Origin of the sequence: Echinicola jeungdonensis, from assembly GCF_030409905.1 — a bacterium.
GTDB classification, from domain to species: domain Bacteria; phylum Bacteroidota; class Bacteroidia; order Cytophagales; family Cyclobacteriaceae; genus Echinicola; species Echinicola jeungdonensis.
Genome location: NZ_JAUFQT010000001.1, coordinates 1,114,060 through 1,138,599, shown reverse-complemented (window position 1 = coordinate 1,138,599; position 24,540 = coordinate 1,114,060). Strand labels below are relative to the sequence as shown.

Sequence of the window (24,540 nt, the reverse complement as noted above, 5' to 3'; positions counted from 1 at the left end):
GGAATTCAAGCAAGGCCAAGCCATTTGGAGAAATCAAAAATCGAAAACGCACCCCAGAGGGGTGCAACAAAAATAGCCCAGGGTAAGCCGACGTAGGAGGTGCAACCCTGGGTGTAATTGGTTAAGGTTTTAAGCATTAGCAGCCAATAATGTGACTATAGAATTCTACTTTCCGCTAATGCATTTGGCCATTTACTATGCGATGTAAAAAATTGATGTCGGTAATTTGCCTTTTGCAAAGGGTTTGGCAATCTCGTTTATTTTAAGACAAGATTGCATCTCCCGCTCCCTGTTTCCACAGGGTTCGGGATCGCAGTGACGTATAGCGAGTGCAATTGTTATCCAATTTTCGGATGCTTAGGATTTATCGGTGCTTCGACTCCGCTCAGCAACCGGAAAATCTGAAGCAAACCATTAAATCAAAAATTGAAAAACTAAAAATATATTAATAACCATGAAAAATATTTTCGCACTACTCGTGATTTTCTTAGTGGCTTTTTCTGCAAAAGCAGCAGTAAAATTGCCCGCCATTTTTTCCGACAATATGGTTTTACAGCAGCAGATAGACGCCCCCATTTGGGGTTGGGCTAAAGGTGGTGCCAGTGTGGAGGTAACCACTTCCTGGAATGGCAAAAGTTATTCAACCACTGCCAATAAGGAGGGAGAATGGAAAATTAAAGTGGCTACCCCAGAGGCAGGCGGTCCCTTTCAAATTGAGATCAATGATGGGGAAGCCCTGACTTTGGACAATGTCCTGATTGGAGAGGTTTGGCTTTGTTCCGGGCAGTCCAATATGGAAATGCCATTAAAAGGATTTCCAGCCCAGCCTGTGAAAGGTGGCAATGAAGCTATCGTCAATGGCAAAAATTCATCCGTTCGCCTGATTACCGTTCCTCGAAACGCCACCATAGAAACCACCCAGGATTTTGAAGGCCAATGGGAAGTGGCCAAGCCTTCCACGGTTTCGGAATTCAGTGCCACGGCCTGGTTTTTTGGGACCCAGCTTTACAGGGCATTGGATGTGCCTATTGGTTTGGTGCATGTTTCCTATGGAGGATCCAATATTGAAGCCTGGATGAGCAAGGAAATGCTGGAAGATTTTAAAGACGAAATTGAGATTCCCGAAACCAAGGAAGACTTTGGGGATCCCAACAGGACAGCTACTGCTTTGTACAATGGGATGCTTCACCCAGTCATTGGCTATGGGATCAAAGGTGCCATTTGGTATCAAGGGGAATCCAATTATGACCGTCCCTTTCAATATGAAGAATTGATGGTGACCATGGTGGATGAATGGAGAAAAGAATGGGGCATGGGTGAATTTCCTTTTTACTATGCCCAAATTGCACCATTCAATTACGGCATGTTTACTCCTGACCGGGTGATCGAAAAGAACAATTCTGCTTATCTCAGGGAAGCCCAACAAAAAGCCGGCAAGCGTATACCCAACAGCGGTATGGCGGTTTTGATGGATATCGGGGAGAAAAACAATATCCACCCTGCAGATAAAAAAGCCGGTGGGCACCGTTTGGCCTATTGGGCCCTGGCCAAAACCTATGGTTTGGAAGGGTTTGAGTATTCCAGCCCAACCTTTGAGGCCATGGAAATCAAAGGAAGTACGGTAGTAGTTGCCTTTGACAATGTTCCCAACGGTATTACTTCCTATGGGAAGGAAGTAAAAAGTTTTGAAATAGCAGGTGAAGATAAGCGTTTTTATCCAGCAACAGCTGAGTTAAGAAGAAAATCCATTTTGCTTTCCTCTCCCCATGTAAGCGATCCGGTTGCCATCCGCTATGCTTTCAAGGACTTTGTAGTAGGCGAAGTTTTCAGCACCGGAGGATTGCCCTTGAGTTCCTTTAGGACGGATGATTGGTAGGGGGAATCCTATCAAAAGTTCGGTTAAAATGGACAGGAATATAATCTAAAAACGTCATTGCGAACCCTTATGCGTGGTGGTGAAAGTGGGGAAAAGGGTGTGGCAATCCCGTCTTCAAAAATCGAGACTGCCGCGGCTTTCTCCCCACAACACACCCCCAAGCCTCGCCTGCCTACCGGCCAGGCAGGCAGTGACGAATAACGAAGGCGGAACCACAAATTAAAAACGTCATTGCGATCGATCCGCCGCGACGGGGAGAGAAGCAATCTCGCTTTAAAAATTTGGGCTGTCAAACTCCCACGTAGTGAAATGAATCGTATTTGTCATCCCGAGGTAACGAGGGATCTCACCCAATAACGTTTAAATAAGAGATTCCTCCTTTGTCGGAATGACAACCCTACGAAAGCTTCGTCATTCAGCTCTTTTGTATTCAAGTAATTTTGGCTTTCGCAGTGACCTTAAATTTAATCGATCAGTGTTTTTATCAAATATTGAATTATAGTCCCGTCAGTATAGCAGCGGGACTTTTTTATTGAGCAAAAAGGAATTGCAAATCCTGTTCAGGTTGGAGTTTCAAACGCTTGGATCGGCCTTGGGGTATGTGGTTTTAGGAAAATTGAGGAGGACGTTAAAAAAATAAGTTAGCTTGCGAAGTGGACGAGCAAGATCCACTTATTTTTAGTCCGGAACAATTAGCCTAAAATCAAATTGGGGCCTCAAAATTTGAAATCGCATGGATGAGTGACCCAATTTGAAGCATACCCCACAGCCTAGATTTTTTGCTTACTTTTTCATCAATGGAAAAAGTAAGAATCTTAAAATAAAGCCAAATTCTTAGTTTATTTACTCATGTGCGATCAAACAGATGCCTATAAAGTAGCCCGCCAATCTTGATAACTTTCAGTTTTCAGGACTTTTTTATTTCAGGGGTAAAAGTTTATGATCATTTTGGTGAAGTGAAAAAAGGCTCGAGAAGGATTTCAAATCCCGACCAGCATCCTTAACCCAATATGTCCAGCCCCGATCACCCTCCCTAACCTTTCCATTACCGATCTTCCAAACGTAAGCCACAGAACGAAGGTCCCGCTCGAAATCGTCAACATTGACCAATCTCACAACTCAATACTTATATCTCCCATCTAGACTCAACAGCATAGCACAGGAAAGTCACTCGCCTTGATTTTTTTAATTTGAAAGCATATTGGAGGAAAAATGAAGATTGTATTTTATTTACTGACTAGTTTTTTATTGTTGCCGGGCAATTTGCTTTATGCCCAGGATTTGAAGGTTTATAACCCTGTTTGGACTTCCATGAGTGAAAATTCCAGTGAATCCATGCCTTTGGGTGGGGGTGATATTGGCCTCAATGTCTGGGTGGAGAATGGCGATTTACTGTTTTACTTTTCCCGCAGTGGGACTTTTGATGAGCACAATACCTTTTTGAAGCTGGGCCGGGTAAGGATGAAACTTTCCCCCAACCCTTTTAAAACCAATGGCCATTTCCGCCAGGAATTGGATTTGGAAAAAGGATCCATCCATATTGAAGCTGGGGAAGGCAACCGAAAAACCGCCATTGACCTTTGGGTGGATGTTTTTCAGCCCGTGATCCATGTGGAGGTTGAAAGTGCGCAAAAGATAAATCTGGAAGCCGCTTATGAAAGCTGGCGCTATAAAAACAGGCCGGTCAAAGGAGCGGCCAATAATGCCAATTCCTATAAATGGGCCCCACAGGGCGAAACCATTACCTTTCAGGATAGCATTCAGTTCTCTAATAGTGGGGTGTTGTTTTACCACCATAACCGGGATGAGAACACCGTCTTTGATGTGGCTGTCAGGCAGCAAGGCATGGAAACAGTCAAAGACCAGATGATGGATCCCATTGGGAATTTGACCTTTGGGGGCTGGATAAAAGGGGATAATCTGGAACCTTCCGGAAATCAACAAGGTGTTTACCAAGATACTGATTTTAAATCCTGGAAACTGGCCAGCCAAGAACCAGCCCAAAAACATTCTCTGGAAATTTATCTCCACACTAAGCAGACCCCTGATCAAGATACATGGCAGTCTGGTTTGGACAGCTTGATTCAAAACCAAGTCCGCTCAACCAAATATGCCAAAGCTAATACCCAGGCCTGGTGGAAAACATATTGGGAAAAGAGTTATTTGATTACCGATCCGGGCAATAAGATGGAAAATGATACCGTTTGGCAGATAGGCAAGAATTATCAGCTTTTCCGCTATATGCTGGGTTGTAATGCCTATGGAAGCTATCCGACCAAATTTAACGGCGGCTTGTTTACCGTTGACCCGGTTCATACCAAAGAAGATATGCCCTTTACTCCTGACCACAGAAATTGGGGTGGAGGCACCATGACGGCTCAAAACCAACGCCTGGTTTATTTTCCCATGGTCAGGACAGGGGATTTTGACATGATGAAACCCCAGTTTGACTTTTACCTCAGGTCCTGGAAAATTGCCAAACTGCGAAGCCAGTTGTATTGGGGGCATGATGGGGCCAGCTTTACCGAACAACTGGAAAACTTTGGCTTGCCCAACCCGGCAGAATATGGATGGGACCGGCCTGAAGATTATGATCCTGGCATGCAGTACAATGCCTGGCTGGAATACCAATGGGATACCGTGTTGGAGTTTTGCAAGATGATGCTGGAAACCGAAAAATACTCCGGTAAATCTATCAAAGAATATTTGCCTTTTATTGAAAGTTGCCTCCGGTTTTTTGATGAGCATTATCAATACCTTGCCGAAAACAGGGGCGCCAAGACCCTGGATCAAAATGGAGATTTGGTGCTTTACCCTGGCTCAGCTAATGAAACCTACAAGATGGCCTATAATGCCACTTCAACCATTGCGGGCTTAAGAACTATCCTTGAAAGCCTTTTGGAATTGCCTTATCTGGACAGTACCCAGGTCAACCACTGGGAAGGCATGTTGGACCGGTTGCCACCATTGAGTTATAGGGAAATTGATGGACATAAGGTGATTGCCCCCGCAAAGCTTTGGGAAAGGGTGAATAATACCGAAACCCCGCAGCTTTACCCGGTTTATCCCTGGGGCATTTATGGCCTTGGAAGACCAGATTTGCAGACTGCCATCAATACCTATCAATATGATCCCGATGCGCTTGAATTTAGAAGCCATGTGGGCTGGAAGCAGGACAATATTTTCGCTGCACGAATGGGCTTGACAGAGGAAGCTGCCCGCTTGACATTAAAGAAAATGGGGGATTCCGGACGGCGGTTTCCGGCATTCTGGGGTCCTGGATTTGACTGGGTACCGGACCATAATTGGGGCGGATCAGGTATGATCGGAATGCAGGAAATGCTTTTGCAAACCGATGATCAAAAAATCTACCTCTTCCCCGCCTGGCCCAAAAATTGGGATGTGCAGTTCAAGCTTCATGCCCCTTACCAAACCACCATCGAAGGGGAATTAAAAGACGGGCAATTGAAAAGCTTAAAGGTTACGCCAAAGGAAAGAGAGATGGATGTGGTGAATTTGTTAGGATGGAGTTTGCAGGAGAAAATCATGTTGGGGGAGTAGATTTGAGATGTGAGAAAGGAGATTTTATTGTTAGTAGTGAGTACGCTCACTCAAGACGCTGGACGCAATACAATATTACTGACGTAGATAAAAAAAGGAAAGGATTAAGGTCTCCACCGTTATTGCGAATGGAGAGAAACGGAATGAAGCCTGCCTGCGGTAGGCAGGCAATTTCGTATTTAATATATGAGACTGCCACGGCTTCCTCCCCTCAATTCCCTACAAAGCCTCGCAGTGACGGTTAAGAAAAAAGAACTTAAATCATAAAACTAAACCCATTAAAAGACACCAAACCAAATTCTAAATACTCAAGACTAGCTACTAAATACTAATAAAAAATATGAACCTAAAATATTTAATCACAGGCATTGGAATAGGGCTAACAGCCATTTCAGCCAATGCCCAGGAAAAAGCCCTGGTCAATACTTCCCAAAGTCCCTATGCCAAGTTGAAAAGTGTGGACATGCAGGATGTCACCTGGACAGGTGGCTTTTGGGGTGAAAAGTTTAAAATGAGTCAGGAAAATACCCTTCCTTTTATGTGGGATCTCTACCATGATGCAGAGGAAACTCATGCGGTGCGCAATTTTGAGATTGCCGCAGGACTGATGAAGGGGGAATTTGATGGCCCTTCTTTCCATGACGGGGATTTCTATAAAATTTTTGAAGGTATGGCCGCCCTTTATGCGGAAACGCAGGATCCGGAAATCGATGCCAAAATGGATAAGGCCATTGCATTGATTGAAAAGGCCCAAAGGAAAGATGGTTACCTGCATACCCCTGTTTTGATTGAGGAAAGATGGGGGACTTTAGGAGAGGAAGAACTCCAAAAGCAGTTGGGCTTTGAAAAATACAATATGGGTCACCTGATGACCGCGGCCTGTGTGCACCACCGGGCTACCGGAAAGGACAATTTCCTGAATGTGGCCAAAGGAGTCGCCAACTTCCTTTATGACTTCTATAAAAAGGCTTCCCCACAACTGGCCAGAAATGCCATTTGCCCCAGCCACTATATGGGTGTGGTGGAAATGTACCGTACTACAGGTGATAAAAGGTACCTGGAACTGGCCCAAAACCTGATCGATATTCGCGGTAAGACCGATGATGGCACCGATGATAACCAAGACAGGGTGCCTTTCAGGGATCAAACCGAAGCCATGGGCCATGCGGTTCGGGCCAATTATCTTTATGCCGGGGTAGCGGATTTGTATGCAGAAACCGGTGAGGAAAAATTGCTCCAAAACCTGGAATCCATCTGGGATGATGTGGTGCACCGCAAAATGTACATCACCGGTGGTTGTGGTGCTTTGTATGATGGGGTTTCGCCAAATGGTACTTCTTATAACCCTACCGTGGTACAGAAAATCCATCAAGCCTATGGCAAGCCTTATCAACTTCCCCATGCAGCAGCCCATAACGAGACTTGCGCCAATATCGGCAATATGCTGTGGAACTGGAGAATGTTGCAAGTGACCGGAGATGCCAAGTATGTGGATGTCCTGGAGCAGTCCCTGTATAATAGTGTGCTTTCCGGGGTCAGCCTGCAAGGAACTGAGTTTTTCTACACCAATCCGCTAAGTGCCAAGGATGACCTGCCTTACCAACTGCGTTGGCCGAATGTGCGGGAAGGATATATTTCTATCTCCAACTGTTGTGCACCCAATGTAACCCGGACTTTGGCGGAGGTAAATAATTATGCCTACAGTGTGGATGAAGAAGGACTTTATGTCAATCTCTATGGTACCAACCACTTAGAAACTGAGCTTTTGAATGGAAAGAAAGTAGAGATTAAGCAAACTTCCGAATACCCCTGGGATGAAACGGTTACTTTGAAGATGGAAAAAGTGCCTAATAAAGCATTTTCGCTTTTCTTTAGAATTCCAGGCTGGTGTGATGATGCAGCTTTGGAAATCAATGGGGAAAAGCAGGCCATCGAACTGGTTTCCGGAAAGTATGCCGAGGTTAATAGAAAATGGAAAAAAGGAGACCAGGTAAAATTGGTTTTGGAGATGCCGGTAAAATATATGGCCGCCAATCCTTTGGTGGAGCAGGCTAAAGGCCAGGTAGCCATCAAAAGAGGCCCGGTAGTGTACTGTGTAGAATCCATGGATTTGCCAGCAGGAAAAACGGTGGATGATATTATCATCGATTTGGATGAAAAGCTAAGCCCGGAAAAATTCAATATCGGCAACAGTGAAATGATCAGCCTTACCGGAGAGGTATATTACCAAAAAGAAGGCGATTGGGACAAGCAATTGTATAAAGAGATAAGTAAAAACCCCTATGAAAAAGGAGCCATCCGATTGGTCCCTTACTACAGCTGGGCCAACCGCGGCAAAGGTGAAATGATGGTTTGGTTGCCTTATGAAAGGGATTAAGGTTTTTGAGGAAAATTAACAATGGAAAAAAGGTCAGGTTAAGGGGTCTGACCTTTTTTTGGTTGGGGGGGGATTTTTTTGAAGAACCAGAATTTTAGCATTATGCCTAAAAAAATGCAGGGCTTTTGGAAACCTTTTCTGCCAGCTGAGTAGAAAGTTTATTAGGAGTAATAAACTTTCTGAAATCTTTTTTTACCATAGGTTTACATCCTTTGATGTAAATTAGTTCTATTTTATTACACATTCAAAAATCCCAATAACTTTAAAATACGAAGTTTGATCATCTGAAAGGATAATATTTTCGTATCCATCGTCATTAGAAATTGGTTTTAGAATTATGGATTCATGTTTCCAACCATCCTCACTTATATGTTTTTTGCTTTCATATTCTTTTACGGTATAGCATGAACCAAATTCTGGATCTTGTAAGTCTGAGTGTTCAACAAGTACTATTTTGCCGTTTCTCGAGCCTCCGCTATACTTTTTAAAAATGACATAGGAACCATTTGGAATAACTTTGTTCATAGATTCTCCTACAATCCTACAAGCAAAATGGTCTTTAGTTATCCGCACAGATTGGGGAGGTTTTACCCAATCAACCTCATCCACTTTTTGATTTTCACCAAATTGACCGGCAGCTACATCAAGTCTATATGCAGGAATAGCATTCTCAAAGGGGATTACTTCGTCATGTTGGAGAAATTCCACCATTGGAGTTGATGGTTTAGATAATTTTAATGGGATAAACTTTGACAAATAATCCTTCAGGTCAGGGTCACAGGCATACAAATATGTCCCTTTAATCCCTCTAAGCATCATAGTTTTGTAGATGTTTACAATGTATTCTTTTAATTGTTCTGGAGAATCGGCTTGTCTTCCTGTAGAATCCTTGTAATTTTCTTTAATAATAACAATCCTACCATTTTTCTTATCATAGGAAATCTCATGTCCCAAAATGATGCCCGCATAATTTAAGTCATACCCTTGGGTTGTATGTATACATTCTACCTCATTAACTGCATTACTAGAGTTAATCCAATCCTCAGTGACTGCATTCCATCTTAATTCAGTTTCACCAATCTTAATGTCTTTAAAATGTTTTTGCCCTTCTTTGTTGGAAATCCATTCCCATGAAAAACCAGCTAAAGTCCTTGATAGGCCAAATTCATTATCACGTTGTTTTACCTCGGATACCAGGTCACTTACAGAGTCAAACAGAAGTAATTCATAAGCTTTAGTATTAAACTTCTTCCCTTCCTTTGGGAATTTACATCCCAATAATTTGTCAATAAAATCAACATAATCATTACCTCCCAATACTCTGAATTGTGATTTAAGTTTTTTAATGGTGGTTTTTGAGCTCTTTTTTAATTTCTTAAAATCTTCCTTATTAACATCGGAAGGTTTTATTGACTGATTCTCATCATAGAAAAGTATAGTTTTTTTTGATTGTAAAGTGACCCATTCAAGTTCATTCGTTTCATTAGGGTCTAACTGTAATCGTTTAGCTGCTTTATTGAAGGCACCAATGTAAGCACCTATGCTTTTTTTCTTTCTCAGCCGGTGTGATTCATCAACTATCAGTATATCAAATGTTTCACGACTGACTGCGGCCGGCCCAATAACCATATTTGCTTTGAGACCTTTAATATTTTTAAAAACTTGCTTCATTGTTCCTCTAAATGAAGACATGGGTACGACAAATCCCATTTTGAGATTAGGGTATTTCTTTTTGATCTGTTTTACTAGATTCAAGAATTCGAATTCATGGTCACCAAAATCACCATAGTTAAAATCTTCATTGTCTTTTGCAAGCAGTTTGAAGAGATAAATTGCCAGTATAGTCTTGCCGGTTCCTGCGCCACCTTCCATAAGGACAATCTCATATTTATCGTATAAAATGCTCTCCAACATCTTGTATAATGCGTAAACTTGCTCATTACGCAAGCTTTTATAGGGAGAATATTTGAATAAATCTGAATTGTCAATGTGCTCCAGAGAATGTTTTGCTAAACCTACCGTCCTGAGCTCATCCCAAATTGATTTGAAGAGATTCCAATAAACTTCAGGCTTTTGATAGTAGTTGTGATTTGCAAGGCCTAAATTCCCATTGATTAGCTGGAAATTACCGTCACCTGACATGTATTTAATGAGATTGGATTCAATATCCAATGTTGCTGACTTATTGAATTTGGGACTACCTATTAAGTGGACAGAAGTAAGTTTTTTCTTTGATTTGTTTTTTAGGTGAGAATTCATTCTTGCAAAAGTGTCGGTAGTTTCGCCAACATAAGCCTCCTTAATGTTAATATCAGAAAGAATGTAAACGATTGGCCAAAGATTTTTAGCATAGTGATCTGTTTTTAACTGATCAAAAAGTCCTGTGTTAAAGGTATGATGTTGAATTGAAAACCCCGTCATAACTCATTATACTTCTTAGCTGTTCCTTTCGCTTTATCTACTGGGTATTTTTCCGAATTTTTCCTGATCTTCTCAAGTACAATTTTTTTAACATCGAAATCATACTTTTCAGCCAAAAGAAAAGCATAGGCTAAAACATCTGCAAGCTCCTCCTTGACCTTTTCTGTATTTGCATTAGGAGAATCTTTCCAAAGAAACTGCTCAAGTAATTCGCCAGCTTCAATGCTGATACCTAAAGAAAGGTCTTTGGGATTATGAAATTGTTCCCAATCCCTTTCATTCCTGAACTTAATCAGTGCATCTGTTATTTCTTTAATATCATTCATATTTTTCTTGTTTAGAATTAAGCACATCGGTAATGCATATGGTATAAGGCGGTTTATGAACCTCTATTCTTTTTATTAAAAAAAAACTTACCCTAGGAGAATAAATTGAATTTTGGGTGTTACCCTCTAGGGGCTATATCCAATTTGAGAGCCCAGCATGGGTATCAGGTATCGAAGATACCAAAATATTCTAGAGGGTGAAAGAAGCTTTGTGCGGGAGTATTTTCCTGAAGCATAAACAAGTCTCAAGGTGGTTTCCTATGCAATAGGAAATTCGTCGGGGACGGTAAAGCTTAAGTAAACGAGACTGCCCTAAAGTGAAAAAGTAAGAAGGCAATATAATTAATTTTTTAAATGTCAATTCGTTTTATACAGAACTGGAACCTTCTAAAAGAATAATGTCAGGCCTTCCAGAGGTTTTCGGTTTGGACATAAGCATAGAATCGGGCAGTAACCAAATTTCGAGACTCCCACGGCTTTCTCCGCTCCATCCAGCCCTAAGCCTCGGAGTGACGTTTTAATTTATTCGAATTGACGTAAATAATATTTGATGATGCCTTTTAGAGTAGGAATAATGTATACACTCCGCCGAGCTCCTGTTCGCAATCCCCTTGATCGGCCTTGGGGTATGCGGTTTTAGGGAAATTGAGGAGGACGTTAAGAAAATAGGTTAGCTTGCGAAGTGGGCGAGCAAGATCCACCTATTTTTAGTCCGGAACAATTGGCCTAAAATCAAATTGGGGTATCCGCAAATGCTATCGCCAAGATGATTGGCCCAATTTGAAGCATAGCCCACAGCCTAGTCCCGATGGCTATCGGGATGCTTACTTTTTCATCAATGGAAAAAGTAAGAAGGAAATATAATCTATTTTGCTAAATGTCATTCCTATTTGTTTTATACAGAATTTGAACCTTCTAAAAGAAGAATTCCAGCCTTTCCGTTAGGGCATAATCTTAGAAACGGCCAGTGACCAAATTGCGAGACTCCCACGGCTTTCCCCGCTCCATCCTGTCCTAAGCCTCGGAGTGACGCCTTTATTAATCGAATTGCTGAAATTTAAAACGAAAAACGGCTGTGGACAGTGGACCGTCAACTGTTGACTTCAAAAATCAACTTTTGCGTATTTATCGGGATAGTAGGTTGTTTTTCCGCCTTGCAGGTTTTGGCGTTAAGAAATTTAAGAAGTGGGATGCAAAGGGCACAGGCATGTCTGACGGTGATGCTGCAAAAAGACAATAGATGCTTCACACAAAGGAGGAGTTTGGCTGTGCGTGGGGAGGCTTAAAATTTAGCCAAAAGATGCACAGCGGCGGGGTTTTTTGATTACTTTTTTGACCTGAAGCAAAAAAGTAATATGAAAAATAAAGAAGAAATATAAATTGGAGGTTAAACAGTTGTTTCAATTCAGCCAAATTTGGCTGAATTGAAACATTGGTTATCCCCATTCATTTAAATTGTAATACCTGCTAGCCTTTAAAGTGAAAACCTTAAAAGCCATTCCGGATCAACTAATAAGATTTAGATTAAAGCGCCTCCTTTTTTGTGAAGGTCTTCTTCGGTAATTACGCCAAGCTGCATCAAAAAGGCCAAATTGTCAAATACGCCCCAGTATTCGGAAATTTTGCCGTTTCTGAACTTGAACATTTCGCACAAATCTACATTGATTTCCCGGTTGGTAGGTGGGGTACCCAGAAGTTCACCGGTATGTTTACCTTTAACAGTGACATAGGAAATTACGGTGTCACCTTCCCCAAGGATTTCTTTAATATCGACTGACATATTGGAAAAAGCACTGAAGTAAAAACTCAGTTGCTCTTTAAAATAGTCAATTCCTTTTTTAACTGATGGGACATTGTGGTCAGGTGTATGATTGACCACGTCCCTGTTGAAATAGGTATCCAACACACTGACATCCCCGCTTGTAAAGACCTGATAGGAGTCCCTGATCAGTTGTTTATAATCTGTTGTATTCATGGATTGATTTGCATTTAAATCCTTTTCTATCCATGGGGATAACCAATGCAAATTTACAAAATAATCGGGTGATATGTGCTTTTGGTGTAGTAAAAATCTTTTAGTAAGTATTTTAACGGTATAATAATTTGTGAAAGAGTTGATAGGCGGGTTCTGTTTGGGTATTGAAGAAAACAGGCTCGACTCGAAATACGTCACCGCGAGAGGTTAAAATCTCTATTAAAAGCCCTGGGCATTAGCGGAAAAGGGTTTGCAACATTGAGATTGTTGGTGGCTAATGCTGGATAAGGTTATTGCTTTATTCCCCGGGTGGCGCCTTTTAGGCTTACCCGTGGTTATTTTTATTGCATCCCTCTGGGGTGCTTTAGTTACTATTATCAAATCCCGAATCCCGGTTTTCAGTTAACCAATTAAACAGTTAATCCATTATACAAAATTTGGGAAACCAACAGTTCTATTCGCTAACCGTCACTGCGAGGGAGGACGAAGGACAACGGTGGCAGTCTCATATTGAGGAACTCACTATTAATAGGCAAAGGCATTAGCGGAAAAGGGTAGTCTTTGGATACTGCCTGGCTGCTAATGCAACTTTCTATACGGCATTTATTCCCCGGGTGACGGCTAAAAAGCCTCTACCCGGGGTTAATTATATTTGACCCTTACAGGGTCACAGACAATTTCGGTTTCGAGTTTACTTTGATGCTTTTTAGAAGGATTCAATTAACCAATTAATCGGTTAATCAATTAAACGAAAGACAGGAATCTCTAAAACCAACCCAAGTATCCCTTACCGGATAAAGCGATGAGGAAAACGAGCAACTAAAACAACCTAAAATCCTTGATCTGGTCGATAAAGTGAATGGCGCTGCTGGGGGAGAGGATCAGGATAAATACAATGCCAAATAGGGCACCATACAAGTGGGCATCATGGTTGATGCCATCGGTTTCCTGTTTGCTTTTATATATGGAATAGATCAAAAATAGAAAGCCCAGCACAAAACCCGGAAGACAGATCAGGCCAAAAAGGCAGATGTCTGCCAAGGGCATTAAGATAATGCTGGCAAATACGGCTGCAGCAACACCGCCAGAGGCCCCCAGGGCATTGTAATGGTAATTTTCCTTATGCTTGATAAATGTGGGGATGTCGGCTACCACAATGGCTGCCAGGTAAAAGGTTACAAAGACAGCAATGCCGGGAATTATCCCAAGTCGATAAGTGAGAAACTGTTCGACAAGTCCCCCGAAAAAGTAAAAGGTGAACATATTGAACAGCAGGTGGATGCTGTCCCTGTGAATAAACCCGGAAAGGATAAACCGTCCATATTCCCCTTTTTTATGAATTTGGTAGGGAGAAAACAGGCTCCTTTCCAAAAAAGCCGGTGATTTCCAGGCGTAGTAAGAACTTATACAAGTAATAATTATTAGGACTACCGTGGCAGATAATTCCATATTGGGATTGTCATCTAAAGGTTAGACCGGGAAATTATTTTTCCCGGTTGATCAAATCTTCAGCTAGGGCCTTTAAGGCCAATAAATTGTCCTGGTTTTTGACCTCCAGCTCATTAAGTTGGGCAAATCCATGGTCAAAGAAGGAAGTCATCTTTTCTTCGGTGATGGCTTGGATGTTCAGCTTATCATAAATTTCAGTGACAGCATTTACTTTTTCTTCTTTATCAAAGTCCCTGGCCTCCAACCATTCTTCCAGTTTTTCCTTATCCTCTCCTGTTGCCAGTTCTCTGGCTTTGATCAATAGGAAGGTCTTTTTGTTGGAAATAATGTCACCGCCGACCTGCTTGCCAAATTTATTTTGATCGGCATAGACATCCAGCAGGTCATCTTTAAGCTGAAAACCAATGCCAATGCTTTCTCCAAAATTAAAAAGCCTTTGGGCATCTTCCTGGGATGCACCTCCCAGTATCGCCCCAAATTGCAGGGAAAAGCCCAGTAAAATGGCGGTTTTTTTCCGGATCATTTCCAGGTATTCTACCTCCTGGACAGCCTCCCGGGTTTCAAAATTCATATCCTGCTGCTGGCCTTCACAAACGTCCAAAGCGGTTTGATTGAAAAGCTGAAGACATTGGGCCAGTTTATCCCCGGGGACATCCAGCAAAAGATCATAGGCTTTTACCAGCATCACATCTCCGGATAAAATGGCCGTATTGGTATTCCATCTTTCATGGACCGTGGTTTTACCCCTTCTCAATGGGGCCTCATCCATAATATCATCATGCATCAAGGTGAAATTATGAAAGACTTCTACCGCACTTGCCGGGGTCAATGCTTTCTCATAATCTTCCCGGTATAGCCCATAGGCCAAAAGGGTCAATAAAGGCCTTATCCTTTTGCCTCCCAAATTCATGATATAGGAAATGGGATCATAGAGCTCTTTGGGAGAAGTCCCATAATTGATACCCTGGATATGTTTTTCCAGGCTTTGAAAAATTGCTGTGGTATTATCCGTCTTAGTCATTGTCATCGGCAAATTCCAGATCTATGGTTCTTCGGTCAATATCGGTGTTGACCACCCTAACGGTTACTTTGTCACCCAGGGTGATCATTTTTTTGTTCTTGGCACCTATCAGCCTCATGTTTTTTTCGTCAAATTCGTAATAATCGTCCTTCATATCCTGAAGTCTGACCATGCCTTCACATTTGGTCTCGGTGATTTCTACAAATATTCCCCATTCGGTCACCCCGGAAATAAGCCCTTTGTAAGCTTTGTCCTCTGCCAGGGTCATATATTCCACCTGTTTGTATTTGATGGAAGCCCTTTCGGCATCAGCGGCATTCTTTTCCCTTTCCGAAGAATGAACACATTTATCCTCCCAGTGCTCTTGCTCAGGTGATTTTCCTCCATCCAGGTAATGCTGCAACAGCCGATGCACCATCATATCAGGATATCTCCGGATAGGGGAGGTGAAATGGCTGTAATGGGCAAATGCCAATCCAAAATGGCCTTTGGGCTCCGTAGAATAAATGGCTTTGGCCATGCTCCGGATGGCCAACTGTTCCAGGACATTTTGCTCTGGCTTCCCTTCTATTTCCTCCATCAACTTGTTAAGCGTATGGGATACCTGGGTTTCTTCGGAAATTTTGACCTGGTGCCCAAATTTCTTGGCGAAGTTGGCAAATGTAGTCAATTTTTCTAAATCCGGATGATTATGGACCCGGTAAACAAAAGTATCCTTGCCCTTGTTTTTGTTAAACACAAATTCAGCTACCGTCCGGTTGGCCAAAAGCATAAACTCCTCAATCATCTTGTGAATGTCTTTCCGCTCTTTGACAATCAACCCCAGCGGTGTCCCTTTTTCATCCAGCTTGAATTTTACCTCTACGGTTTCAAAGTTGATGGCCCCATGGAGGAATCTTCTTTTCCGGATTTTTTTGGCCAGGTCATTCAGCAGGGTAAGCTCCTGATAATAATCCCCGGATTGCTTATCTATATTTTCCTGGGCCTCTTCATAAGCAAATCTTCTGTCCGAATGGATAATGGAGCGGCCAATCCAATGCTTATGGATATTTCCTTCTTCATCCAGTTCAAAGGTGACCGAGAAAGTGAGTTTGTCCTCATTGGGCCTCAATGAACAAAGGTTGTTGCTCAGCCTTTCTGGAAGCATGGGGATGGTCCTGTCCACCAGGTAAACAGAAGTGGCCCGGTGGTAAGCTTCCTTCTCCAGCTGGGTTTTGGGTTTTACATAATGGGTGACATCCGCAATATGGACTCCTAATTCAATCCGGCCATTGGGTAGTTTCTGATATGAAATGGCATCATCAAAGTCCTTAGCATCCGCCGGGTCAATGGTAAAAGTTGTAATATCCCGGAAATCCTTTCTGCCCTTAATATCCGATTTTGAGATTTTGTCGGCAATCAGCTCAGCTTCCTCTTCCGGCTCCTTGGGGTATTCGAATGGCAAGCCAAATTCCGCCATGATGGAATGAATTTCCACCTCATGGTCTCCGGCCTCTCCAAGCACTCTGGTGACTTTGCCAGTTGGGTTTTTGTCTTCGTCTCTCCATTCAGTAAGCTGGACAACTACCTTTTGATTGTGTTCAGCTCCAAGAAGGTCCCCTTTTTTAATAAAAATATCATGGTGCATTTTTTTGAAATCCGGCACCACAAAGGCAAACCTTGGGGATATTTCCACCCTGCCTACAAACTCAGAACGGTGGCGGTGTACAATTTCCAGGACTTTGCCCTCCCGTCTTTCTCCTTTACCTTTTTGCGGGAATACCATAACCCTTACCAGGTCATCATCGAGGGCATTTTTTAGGTTGGCCGCTTTGACCAGAATATCCTCTTCCCCTTCTTCTTTTTTGTCAGGGACAATAAAGGCAAACCGCGGATTGACATAATCCACTTTTCCTTCTATAAAATCAGGGGTAGTGGTGGAAGAAAATTGGTTTCGGGGATTTTTGGAAACAGAGCCTGCATCTATCAATTTATATAATACAGGTTCCACTCCGCCTTTGGTGACGGCATCCCGGATCCCCAGGTTTTTAATGATCTGTTTGACGGAAAATTCTTTTCCATAATGATTGTCTAAAAAATTGAGGACTTTTTGAGCCAATTGGGCTGCATTCATCCTCTTACTTCCCTTCTTATTTTCTCTATGTTTATTTCTTGATTTTTTGCTCATAAAAATTCTTTTATTTCGGTGTCACAGCTTAAGCTGTACAATATTTTGTAATTGGAAGTGAAATGGGGTCAGGGGGATGGGCTTATTTTCATTTCCTTTGGAACGGCTTTTCTATATGTATATACAATGAACAGGCCTTTAGGGTTTATCTCATATAGGAAAAATATTCATTTTTAGGGAGAATCATGGTCCAAATCAATAATTTTAATGTCCATGTCTCCAGGCAGTCCTTGAAATGCAAGGTATATTTTAGCAGTGACTTCTACATCCTTCATACAGTATTTTCGAATGCTTTCAATATTTTTTTCTTGGTAATAGGTTGCATTGACCTGGCTGCCATCGATATCATCCTTGGAAGTGGGGATATCAAAAAGGACTGCCAATAATTCCAGTCTGGTGTAATGCTTGTAATCCCCAAATTTCCAAAGCTCAAGGGTGTCCAGGTGCCTGATTTCCCAGGGTTTTCTTCCGGCCATTTGCAGGACTTCCGGTAAAGGAATCCGGTTGGCCAGCATCCGTCTGCAAAGATAGGGAAAGTCAAACTCTTTACCGTTATGTGCGCAAAGGGTCCATTGCCGCTTTTCCAATAATTCCCTGAATTCCAAAAGGGTATCATGCTCCTGGGGTTGGGCAAAGGTTTTGGTTCTGAACTGGAGTTGTTCCCTTTCCGGATCGTAAAGGAAATAGCCCACCCCGATGCAGATGACCTTTCCAAATTCTGCATATATCCCCGCTTTTTCAAAGAATAAAACATCCGTGTCTATGTTTTTGTCCAGGGTAATTTGCTTGGCTTTTTTATCCCATTCATCCTGAAGTCTGGGGGAAAGCTTTTCCAGGGAGGCCTCAAGGGAGGCGGTTTCAATGTCCAAAAATAGGATGCTTTTTAAATCCGTTAAAAAATCTGCCATAGGCCATTAGGAATGTAATACGCCTTCCAGGCCAAGCTCAGGAATATGTTGCATATGCTCTTGATCTATACTGCCCTCTACAAAGACGAATTTTTTATCAAATATTTGATCCAATATATAATAACTTACCCAAAATTCATTATTGAGTTTGAATAATTTAGGGTCAATTGGTTCTATTTTGGCTATACTCTGGGGCCCCAATTCCTCAATCATATGCCTCAATATGCTGGTCTTTTTTTGTTCACCATTGACAGCTCCATATCCCTTGGAAGTGATCAGGATATTTTTTAGCTCAATCATGTTTAGGTTGATGATATAAACGCTCCATTCGGCTTGCCCATTGACCTCTTCTTTGGCAATGGCCATCTTGACACCGGTGGCTGGGTGGAATTTGATGTCTTTTTTCATGTTCGTGTATATTTGGGGATCAAATTTAAATTTTATTTAAATTGATTTATAGGGCTTCGGATAAAAAGGATCGAGGCAGGCTTGATTGTGAGTATTCTACATTTTTTCTGAGTATCCGATTTCTAGCACGAAAGAACCGAAACGAAATTTATTGAGAATAATCTTTGGGGTGGCCCTTGAAGCATCTGGTTTTTGGGCGATAGTGGAGGGCGTAGAAAAATGAATTAGCTCGCGAAGTGGACGAGCGAGATCCATTCATTTTTAGCCCGCAGCCATTGGCCAAAAATCAAATTGGGTAAACAGAAATGCGATCGAAATTGAAAATGACCCAATTTGAAAGATGCTTCACAGGCCTTGCCTCGAAAACTTTCGGGGTTTAACACTTTTTCATCAAGGAAAAAGTGTTAAACCCTAATAAATAAGGAAAACTTTAAATTATTACTTAACATTTAAAGTTCCAGTTACCCATGTTTTTTAAATTTAATTGGGAGATAAAAGAAGTTTTTAAGCTATCCCTAATCCCCTAAAGGGTGGCTCTCCTTAATCAATACATGACAATCCTTTTTATGGGATATCCAATTTTTTATTCCATAATTCATGCAATGCTTACCAATAAGGTTATTTTCTAAAAAGGGTTTAATTTTGTGGGCGTTAACGTTTTAAATTTCCCATTCCATATCAAACAACCTGGCAAGGTGGTCTTTCACTTTGCCTTTGACTTCTTTTTCATCCACTGGTCTTCCCAATTCCAAATGGAGGGAAGTAACTGCCTTGTCCGAAATGCCACAGGGTACAATATGTCCAAAATAGGAAAGGTCTGCATTGACGTTAAAAGCAAAACCATGCATGGTGACCCATCTACTGGATTTAACACCCATCGCACAGATTTTTCGGGGATTTTTTTGGGCTTCATGATCCAGCCAAACCCCCGTAAGCCCCTCAATACGGCCAGCTGGAATGCCATAATCAGTCAAAGTCAGGATAATGGCTTCCTCCAGGAAACGTAGGTATTTGTGGATATCCGTAAAGAAATTGTCCAGATCCAAAAGTGGATATCCCACAAGTTGGCCCGGTCCATGGTAGGTAATATCTCCTCCTCTGTTAATCTTATAAAAGGTGGCTTGCCGGTTCTTTAACTCTTCTTCATTGAGTAATAGATGGGTGAGTTCTCCGCTTTTGCCTAAAGTATAAACATGCGGATGCTCCACAAAAAGCAGGTAATTGGGAGTGATTTTTTGTAGATCAGGGCCATTTTTCCGGTTTTCGATTTTGATGGCCACTGTCTGGGCAAAGAGTTCTTCCTGGTAATCCCAGGTCTCTTTGTAATCTTTTTTCCCCAGATCTATAAATTTTACTTTTTTATTGATAATTTGATTCACAGCAATGACTTTGTAATGATCGCTATAACAGCATTTTAGGGCCGATGGTTCTACAAACTTTTTTCAAAGGGTTGTAGAGATGTTTTCTAGCTTTAATTTTTTCAAAATTAATAAATTATTTGCGATGGCACAGCAATTTGACATTGGCCAACAGGCAGAGCAGCTTGCCGCAGACTGGTTGATATCCAAAGGTTATGAATTAATAGTAGCCAATTACCGCCACAAACACGCAGAAATTGACCTGATCATGAAGCATAAAGGCCTGCTGATTTTTGTAGAGGTAAAATTCAGAAGTGGGACAGGTTATGGATATGCCGAAGAATTTGTGGATTACCGCAAGCGGCAACTGATCATCAGGGCAGCGGACCACTATATCCATGCAAAAGACTGGATGAAAGATATCCGCTTTGACATTGTCGGCGTGTACAAGGATAAAAAAGGGGTGTTCCGGTTTAAGCAGTTTGAAGATGCGTTTTATTGAAAGTAGAGGTGAGATTTGAGATTGATCCAGGTTTTTAAATTTGTGACCACCTTTCCCCACAATCTCCAGACTGTGGATTAGTATTGAGTATTAAGTAATTTCACTACTCACTATTTTAGCCGAAAGGATAACGCGTTCCACGAGGCCGAAAAACCCATCGCTACCATTACCCGAAAGTCCCTCTAAAGGGGGATTTAGGGGACTCAAATCCCATTACTCATATCTATATATCAAATTCCCCTCCCTATCCCACTCAGCCCGAATATAGGGTTTGAAGTTTTTGGTGAAGGGTTTGGCTTGGTATTGGATTTCCCTTTTTCGCACCAGGGGATCTCCATCGGTATTCCAATAGGAAGTCCAAAGGCCTACCTTTTCATCATAATGGTATTCGCCTTTGACGGCTATTTGACCATTTTCATAAAAATGATAATAATATCCTTCTTTCAGGTCATAGGAAATAGGAGTGATTTTTTCCAGCTTTTGGTCCTGGCGGTTATAATAGGTGATTCGAGAATCTACCGGCCAGCCTTCATTAAAATAAGCTTTATTTTGGAGAATGTTTTTTCTGTCGAAAGTCATCCAACGGCCATGTTTGGTGCCAAAGTAATACATTCCTTTTTCCATTACGGAATCATCAATCCTTCTTTCATAGGGCCCGTGCAACAAATACCCCTTCCCAGGATCAAAGTTGGAGTCCCGGATTACTTTGTCATCTGCATTGTACCAATATATATCCCGGATATAGGGATCCACTTCCTTGACTCTAGTGGTATAATGGAAAATTTGATATTGGGTCTGGTCCCTGATATCCTGTCGGATAAACCCTCTCCGGGTTTTTTCACCAAAATAGATTTTCTTTTTTCGCTTTTTCTTCTTTTCCTTTATTTCCTCCTTTTGTTTGGTAACATCGAATAAGAGTACAGGGGCAGTGGTAGGCATCAAGCGATCCTTAACAACACCAGAAGAATCGATTGATGCATTGTTCAGGCTGTCAGATTCCTGGGCAATTCCCCAAGAACAAATGAAAAAAATCAATAGGCCAAAAACCGTTGTTTTCATGAATTTGAAGAAAGAGAAGTACAAGCTTTTTGTATAGTCAACGAAATATGATAAATATTCTGTACTCTAAATAAAGGAAAGGTTTAGAATTAACAAGCATAATCCTTAATTTTGCCCAATTATTATATCATTTAGATATAAGGGGAATAAAATTGGCAAAGGAATTTAAGGCTTTTGTTGGTTTGGATTTCCATTTTTTATGATGACAATTGATGTAAAGTGATAATAAAAATAGAGACCTAGTTAAACAATTATAAAAATGAGCGCTATTCTATCAGACCGTATTAACAATATGGAAGAGTCAGCAACGCTGGCTATGGCAAAAAAAGCCCGGGAATTAAAAGGCCAGGGAATTGACATCATCAGCTTAAGTTTGGGAGAGCCGGACTTTAAGACTCCTAAGCATATCCAAGAGGCAGCCAAGTCCGCCATTGATGAGGGAAAATATTTCTCTTATCCTCCGGTTTCTGGTTATCAGGACCTGAGGGAAGCAGTGGCCCAGAAATTAAGGGATGTTAACCATATCGCTGAGGCCAAAGCAGAAAATATTGTCCTTTCTACCGGGGCCAAGCATTCCATTGCTAACATTTTTATGTGTTTGTTGAATGAGGGTGATGAAGTGGTGATTTTCTCTCCCTACTGGGTAAGTTATGCCGAGATCATTAAATTGGCAGGTGGCGTTCCTGTATTGATTGAAGGTAATCTTGAAAATAACTTCAAAGCTTCAGCCCAGCAATTAGAGGAAGCTATTACCGATAAAACCAAGGCGGTAATTTATTCTTCTCCCTGCAATCCTACCGGATCTGTATTTAGCAAAGAAGAGCTAAAAGCTATCGCGGAAGTTGTTAAAAAGCATAAAGATATCTTTGTGGTTGCCGATGAAATATATGAATTGATCAACTTCACCGGACAACATGCCAGTATCGCTGCTTTGGATGGAATGTTTGAAAGAACCATCACCGTAAACGGTTTCTCTAAGGGCTATGCCATGACCGGTTGGAGAGTAGGGTACATCTGTGCTCCCCTAACCATCGCCAAAGCCTGCGAAAAAATCCAGGGACAATTTACCTCAGGTGGTACCGGCATTGCTCAAAGAGCTGCCTTGGCAGCCATCACCGGTGACCAGACTCCTTCCAAAGAAATGGAGGATGCTTACTTAAAGAGAAGAGGAATCGTTTTGGACCTATTGAGAGATATTCCTGGCATCAAAACACACGTTCCTGAAGGAGCTTTCTATTTCTTCCCAGATGTAACCGCCTTCTTTGGTAAGTCCAATGGATCTTACAAAATTGAAAATGCGGATGATTTCTGCTTGTACATCCTGAATGAAGCGCACGTTTCTTTGGTGACCGGAGCTGCCTTTGGTTCACCTAACTGTGTAAGGCTTTCTTATGCGGCTTCTGAAGATGAACTGGGAGAAGCGTTGAAGCGGATCAAAGAAACCGTTGCCAAATTGAAGTAAAATGTATCTTTGATTTAAAAGGCAAACACATAATGAAAATAGTTGTTTGCCTTTTATTTGTTGTCAAACAGGGTGAAATAATCTTTCCTGAAAGATAACGAATTAAGGGACTTTAATTTGTTCTTAAAAGTTGAGAATTTAAAAATAAATGCGAAAAGATTTTACTTTTGTCTCTATTATTGTCTCTACTTACAATCACCCTGTTTGGCTAGAGAAAGTATTATGGGGTTTTTATGCCCAATCTAATAAGGACTTTGAAATTATTATTGCCGATGATGGCTCTGGCCTCTCAACAGAAGAAGTTATAAAAAAAATGAGAAAAGTCACCAAGATGACTATCCAACATGTTTGGCAGGAGGATGTTGGCTTTCAAAAATCTAGAATTTTGAATAAAGCAGTTATAGCTGCTAATGGAAATTATTTGATTTTTACCGATGGGGACTGTATTCCGAGAAATGATTTTGTTGATGTCCATTTGAAACATTGCTCAAAGGGGAAATTTCTTTCAGGAGGATATTATAAACTCCCATTAACCACCAGCAAATTAATTACAAAAGAGGATATTTTATCTCAAAGGTGCTTTAAAATACAATGGTTATATAAAAATGGTGTGAAAGAATCTCTCAAGGATTTGAAAATAGTTTCAAATGGATGGTTATCCAAAATCATGAATAAAATAACTCCAGCAAGTGCCACTTGGAATGGTAATAACTCTTCTGGATGGAAGGAAGATATTATTAAAGTAAATGGGTTTGATAATAGTTTTAAATATGGGGGTCAGGATAGGGAAATGGGCCAAAGACTAATAAATATAGGCATTAAACCAGTAATAATTCGGTTTTCAACAGTTTCAATCCATTTAGATCATTCGAGGGGATATGCAGATCATGCAGTTATAAAAAAAAACAGAGCCTATATAAAGCAGGTGAAGGAGGAGAAAATAAAAAGAGTTTCAAATGGAATTTCAGAAATTTTAAAATAGAATGCTAGTATTTTCACTTATTGATCAATTACGGAGAGATTATTGGAATAGTCTGATCCGTCGATTTGGGCTGTTACGAAAGCCTTGGATGAAAAACAAGGAACTTGATATTTTTGAAGAAATAATAAAAGCAAAAAAACCAAATAAAGTATTGGAATGGGGAAGTGGGTTTAGTACTCTATATTTTCCATCATTGCATTCAATGGATCTTTGGATTTCTGTGGAACATGACAAAGATTGGGCGAAGGCTGTAGGGGGTAAATACTTGTTGCCATATGTTGAAATTCATCATGTTCCCAGTGAAATTGAAGGGTGGAATAATCAAGGAGACTGGAAAATAGACGGTACATACGAAGAATTTGAAACCTATGTCAACTATCCTGAAAAATATAAACCATTTGATTTAATAATTATTGATGGAAGGGCTCGTGTCCCCTGCTTGAGGAAAGCAAAAGATTTATTGGCCCCAAAAGGAATAATTATTTTTCATGACTGTAATAGGGAACATTATCATCAGTATCAGAGTCACTTCAAATTTGGACAGTTTATCACAGATCATAGGAAAGAATATGGAGGACTTTGGGTAGGTTCAAAAGACATTCCGCTTGAAAACTTAGTTAATGTAAAAAGGCATTTGAATCTATGGAAACTTCATTCAAAACTCTCATTAATGTTTAAATTTTAGGTT

The 24,540-nt window shown here is 41.1% G+C and carries 18 protein-coding genes; 8 read left to right on the top strand and 10 right to left on the bottom strand.

What is annotated here, in order from left to right; genetic code table 11:
* Positions 1–454: 454 nt before the first annotated feature.
* The 3 genes from QWY93_RS04845 to QWY93_RS04835 all read left to right on the top strand — a co-directional run bounded on the left by QWY93_RS04845 (position 455) and on the right by QWY93_RS04835 (position 7,814).
* The gene (locus QWY93_RS04845) at positions 455–1,876 is read left to right on the top strand and encodes a sialate O-acetylesterase (RefSeq protein WP_290247047.1); all 1,422 of its coding nucleotides are present in this window, start codon (positions 455–457) and stop codon (positions 1,874–1,876) included.
* A gap of 1,212 nt (positions 1,877–3,088) precedes the next feature.
* A complete protein-coding gene (locus QWY93_RS04840; RefSeq protein ID WP_290247046.1) occupies positions 3,089–5,437 on the top strand; it encodes a DUF5703 domain-containing protein in 2,349 nt (782 codons plus the stop codon).
* A gap of 340 nt (positions 5,438–5,777) precedes the next feature.
* Positions 5,778–7,814 (top strand): aceric acid hydrolase, encoded by a 2,037-nt coding sequence (locus tag QWY93_RS04835; RefSeq protein ID WP_290247045.1) that lies wholly within the window; start codon positions 5,778–5,780, stop codon positions 7,812–7,814.
* 228 nt (positions 7,815–8,042) lie between these two features.
* On the opposite strand, the gene QWY93_RS04830 is transcribed toward QWY93_RS04835, so the two are convergent.
* Together QWY93_RS04830 and QWY93_RS04825 are read right to left on the bottom strand one after the other, a co-directional pair.
* A complete protein-coding gene (locus tag QWY93_RS04830) occupies positions 8,043–10,235 on the bottom strand; it encodes a DNA/RNA helicase domain-containing protein (RefSeq protein WP_290247044.1) in 2,193 nt (730 codons plus the stop codon).
* Positions 10,232–10,561, bottom strand: a complete 330-nt coding sequence (locus tag QWY93_RS04825; protein ID WP_290247043.1) for a nucleotide pyrophosphohydrolase — start codon at positions 10,559–10,561, stop codon at positions 10,232–10,234. The genes QWY93_RS04830 and QWY93_RS04825 overlap by 4 nt, the downstream gene beginning before the upstream one ends.
* Before the next feature lie 1,075 nt (positions 10,562–11,636).
* On the opposite strand from QWY93_RS04825, the gene QWY93_RS04820 reads away from it, so the two are divergent.
* Entirely contained in the window at positions 11,637–11,801 is a 165-nt protein-coding gene (locus QWY93_RS04820) for a hypothetical protein (protein ID WP_290247042.1), read from the top strand.
* A gap of 279 nt (positions 11,802–12,080) precedes the next feature.
* Here QWY93_RS04820 and QWY93_RS04815 read toward each other — a convergent pair whose 3' ends face one another.
* From QWY93_RS04815 to lipB, 7 genes are all read right to left on the bottom strand, one after another.
* Entirely contained in the window at positions 12,081–12,536 is a 456-nt protein-coding gene (locus QWY93_RS04815; protein ID WP_290247041.1) for an ester cyclase, read from the bottom strand.
* 819 nt (positions 12,537–13,355) lie between these two features.
* Positions 13,356–13,985 (bottom strand): rhomboid family intramembrane serine protease, encoded by a 630-nt coding sequence (locus QWY93_RS04810; protein ID WP_290247040.1) that lies wholly within the window; start codon positions 13,983–13,985, stop codon positions 13,356–13,358.
* A 34-nt stretch (positions 13,986–14,019) separates the two neighbouring features.
* Positions 14,020–15,012 carry a polyprenyl synthetase family protein gene (locus QWY93_RS04805; protein ID WP_379945405.1) on the bottom strand — a complete coding sequence of 331 codons (993 nt, stop codon included), beginning with the start codon at positions 15,010–15,012 and terminating at the stop codon, positions 14,020–14,022.
* Positions 14,999–17,173 carry a ribonuclease R gene (rnr, locus tag QWY93_RS04800; protein ID WP_290247038.1) on the bottom strand — a complete coding sequence of 725 codons (2,175 nt, stop codon included), beginning with the start codon at positions 17,171–17,173 and terminating at the stop codon, positions 14,999–15,001. Before rnr ends, QWY93_RS04805 begins: the two co-directional genes overlap by 14 nt.
* A gap of 173 nt (positions 17,174–17,346) precedes the next feature.
* Complete coding sequence (locus tag QWY93_RS04795) at positions 17,347–18,081, bottom strand: 3'-5' exonuclease (protein WP_290247037.1); 735 nt, start codon at positions 18,079–18,081, stop codon at positions 17,347–17,349.
* A gap of 6 nt (positions 18,082–18,087) precedes the next feature.
* Positions 18,088–18,489 (bottom strand): hypothetical protein, encoded by a 402-nt coding sequence (locus tag QWY93_RS04790; protein ID WP_290247036.1) that lies wholly within the window; start codon positions 18,487–18,489, stop codon positions 18,088–18,090.
* A gap of 659 nt (positions 18,490–19,148) precedes the next feature.
* Positions 19,149–19,868 (bottom strand): lipoyl(octanoyl) transferase LipB, encoded by a 720-nt coding sequence (gene lipB / locus QWY93_RS04785; protein ID WP_290247035.1) that lies wholly within the window; start codon positions 19,866–19,868, stop codon positions 19,149–19,151.
* Positions 19,869–19,992: 124 nt separating this feature from the next.
* Between lipB and QWY93_RS04780 the strand changes: the two genes are divergently transcribed.
* Positions 19,993–20,349, top strand: coding sequence for a YraN family protein (locus tag QWY93_RS04780; RefSeq protein ID WP_290247034.1), 357 nt, complete (start codon positions 19,993–19,995; stop codon positions 20,347–20,349).
* A 213-nt stretch (positions 20,350–20,562) separates the two neighbouring features.
* Here QWY93_RS04780 and QWY93_RS04775 read toward each other — a convergent pair whose 3' ends face one another.
* Positions 20,563–21,408 (bottom strand): toxin-antitoxin system YwqK family antitoxin, encoded by an 846-nt coding sequence (locus QWY93_RS04775; protein WP_290247033.1) that lies wholly within the window; start codon positions 21,406–21,408, stop codon positions 20,563–20,565.
* A gap of 259 nt (positions 21,409–21,667) precedes the next feature.
* On the opposite strand from QWY93_RS04775, the gene QWY93_RS04770 reads away from it, so the two are divergent.
* The 3 genes from QWY93_RS04770 (at position 21,668) to QWY93_RS04760 (ending at position 24,537) form a co-directional block, all read left to right on the top strand.
* Positions 21,668–22,870, top strand: a complete 1,203-nt coding sequence (locus QWY93_RS04770; RefSeq protein ID WP_290247032.1) for a pyridoxal phosphate-dependent aminotransferase — start codon at positions 21,668–21,670, stop codon at positions 22,868–22,870.
* Between the two features lie 148 nt (positions 22,871–23,018).
* Positions 23,019–23,852 (top strand): glycosyltransferase, encoded by an 834-nt coding sequence (locus QWY93_RS04765; RefSeq protein WP_290247031.1) that lies wholly within the window; start codon positions 23,019–23,021, stop codon positions 23,850–23,852.
* A gap of 88 nt (positions 23,853–23,940) precedes the next feature.
* The gene (locus tag QWY93_RS04760; RefSeq protein ID WP_290247030.1) at positions 23,941–24,537 is read left to right on the top strand and encodes a class I SAM-dependent methyltransferase; all 597 of its coding nucleotides are present in this window, start codon (positions 23,941–23,943) and stop codon (positions 24,535–24,537) included.
* The last annotated feature ends 3 nt before the right edge of the window (positions 24,538–24,540 follow it).

What these genes read in the sequence shown, in the direction of transcription:
- QWY93_RS04840 (WP_290247046.1), top strand. Translation starts at nt 3,089, where the DNA reads ATGAAGATTGTATTTTATTTACTGACTAGTTTTTTATTGTTGCCGGGC.
- QWY93_RS04845 (WP_290247047.1), top strand. Translation starts at nt 455, where the DNA reads ATGAAAAATATTTTCGCACTACTCGTGATTTTCTTAGTGGCTTTTTCT.
- QWY93_RS04780 (WP_290247034.1), top strand. Translation starts at nt 19,993, where the DNA reads ATGGCACAGCAATTTGACATTGGCCAACAGGCAGAGCAGCTTGCCGCA.
- QWY93_RS04815 (WP_290247041.1), bottom strand. Translation starts at nt 12,536, where the DNA reads ATGAATACAACAGATTATAAACAACTGATCAGGGACTCCTATCAGGTC.
- QWY93_RS04760 (WP_290247030.1), top strand. Translation starts at nt 23,941, where the DNA reads ATGAAAAACAAGGAACTTGATATTTTTGAAGAAATAATAAAAGCAAAA.
- QWY93_RS04835 (WP_290247045.1), top strand. Translation starts at nt 5,778, where the DNA reads ATGAACCTAAAATATTTAATCACAGGCATTGGAATAGGGCTAACAGCC.
- QWY93_RS04830 (WP_290247044.1), bottom strand. Translation starts at nt 10,235, where the DNA reads ATGACGGGGTTTTCAATTCAACATCATACCTTTAACACAGGACTTTTT.
- QWY93_RS04825 (WP_290247043.1), bottom strand. Translation starts at nt 10,561, where the DNA reads ATGAATGATATTAAAGAAATAACAGATGCACTGATTAAGTTCAGGAAT.
- QWY93_RS04790 (WP_290247036.1), bottom strand. Translation starts at nt 18,489, where the DNA reads ATGAAAAAAGACATCAAATTCCACCCAGCCACCGGTGTCAAGATGGCC.
- QWY93_RS04805 (WP_379945405.1), bottom strand. Translation starts at nt 15,012, where the DNA reads ATGACAATGACTAAGACGGATAATACCACAGCAATTTTTCAAAGCCTG.
- QWY93_RS04795 (WP_290247037.1), bottom strand. Translation starts at nt 18,081, where the DNA reads ATGGCAGATTTTTTAACGGATTTAAAAAGCATCCTATTTTTGGACATT.
- QWY93_RS04810 (WP_290247040.1), bottom strand. Translation starts at nt 13,985, where the DNA reads ATGGAATTATCTGCCACGGTAGTCCTAATAATTATTACTTGTATAAGT.
- QWY93_RS04770 (WP_290247032.1), top strand. Translation starts at nt 21,668, where the DNA reads ATGAGCGCTATTCTATCAGACCGTATTAACAATATGGAAGAGTCAGCA.
- rnr (WP_290247038.1), bottom strand. Translation starts at nt 17,173, where the DNA reads ATGAGCAAAAAATCAAGAAATAAACATAGAGAAAATAAGAAGGGAAGT.
- QWY93_RS04775 (WP_290247033.1), bottom strand. Translation starts at nt 21,408, where the DNA reads ATGAAAACAACGGTTTTTGGCCTATTGATTTTTTTCATTTGTTCTTGG.
- QWY93_RS04765 (WP_290247031.1), top strand. Translation starts at nt 23,019, where the DNA reads ATGCGAAAAGATTTTACTTTTGTCTCTATTATTGTCTCTACTTACAAT.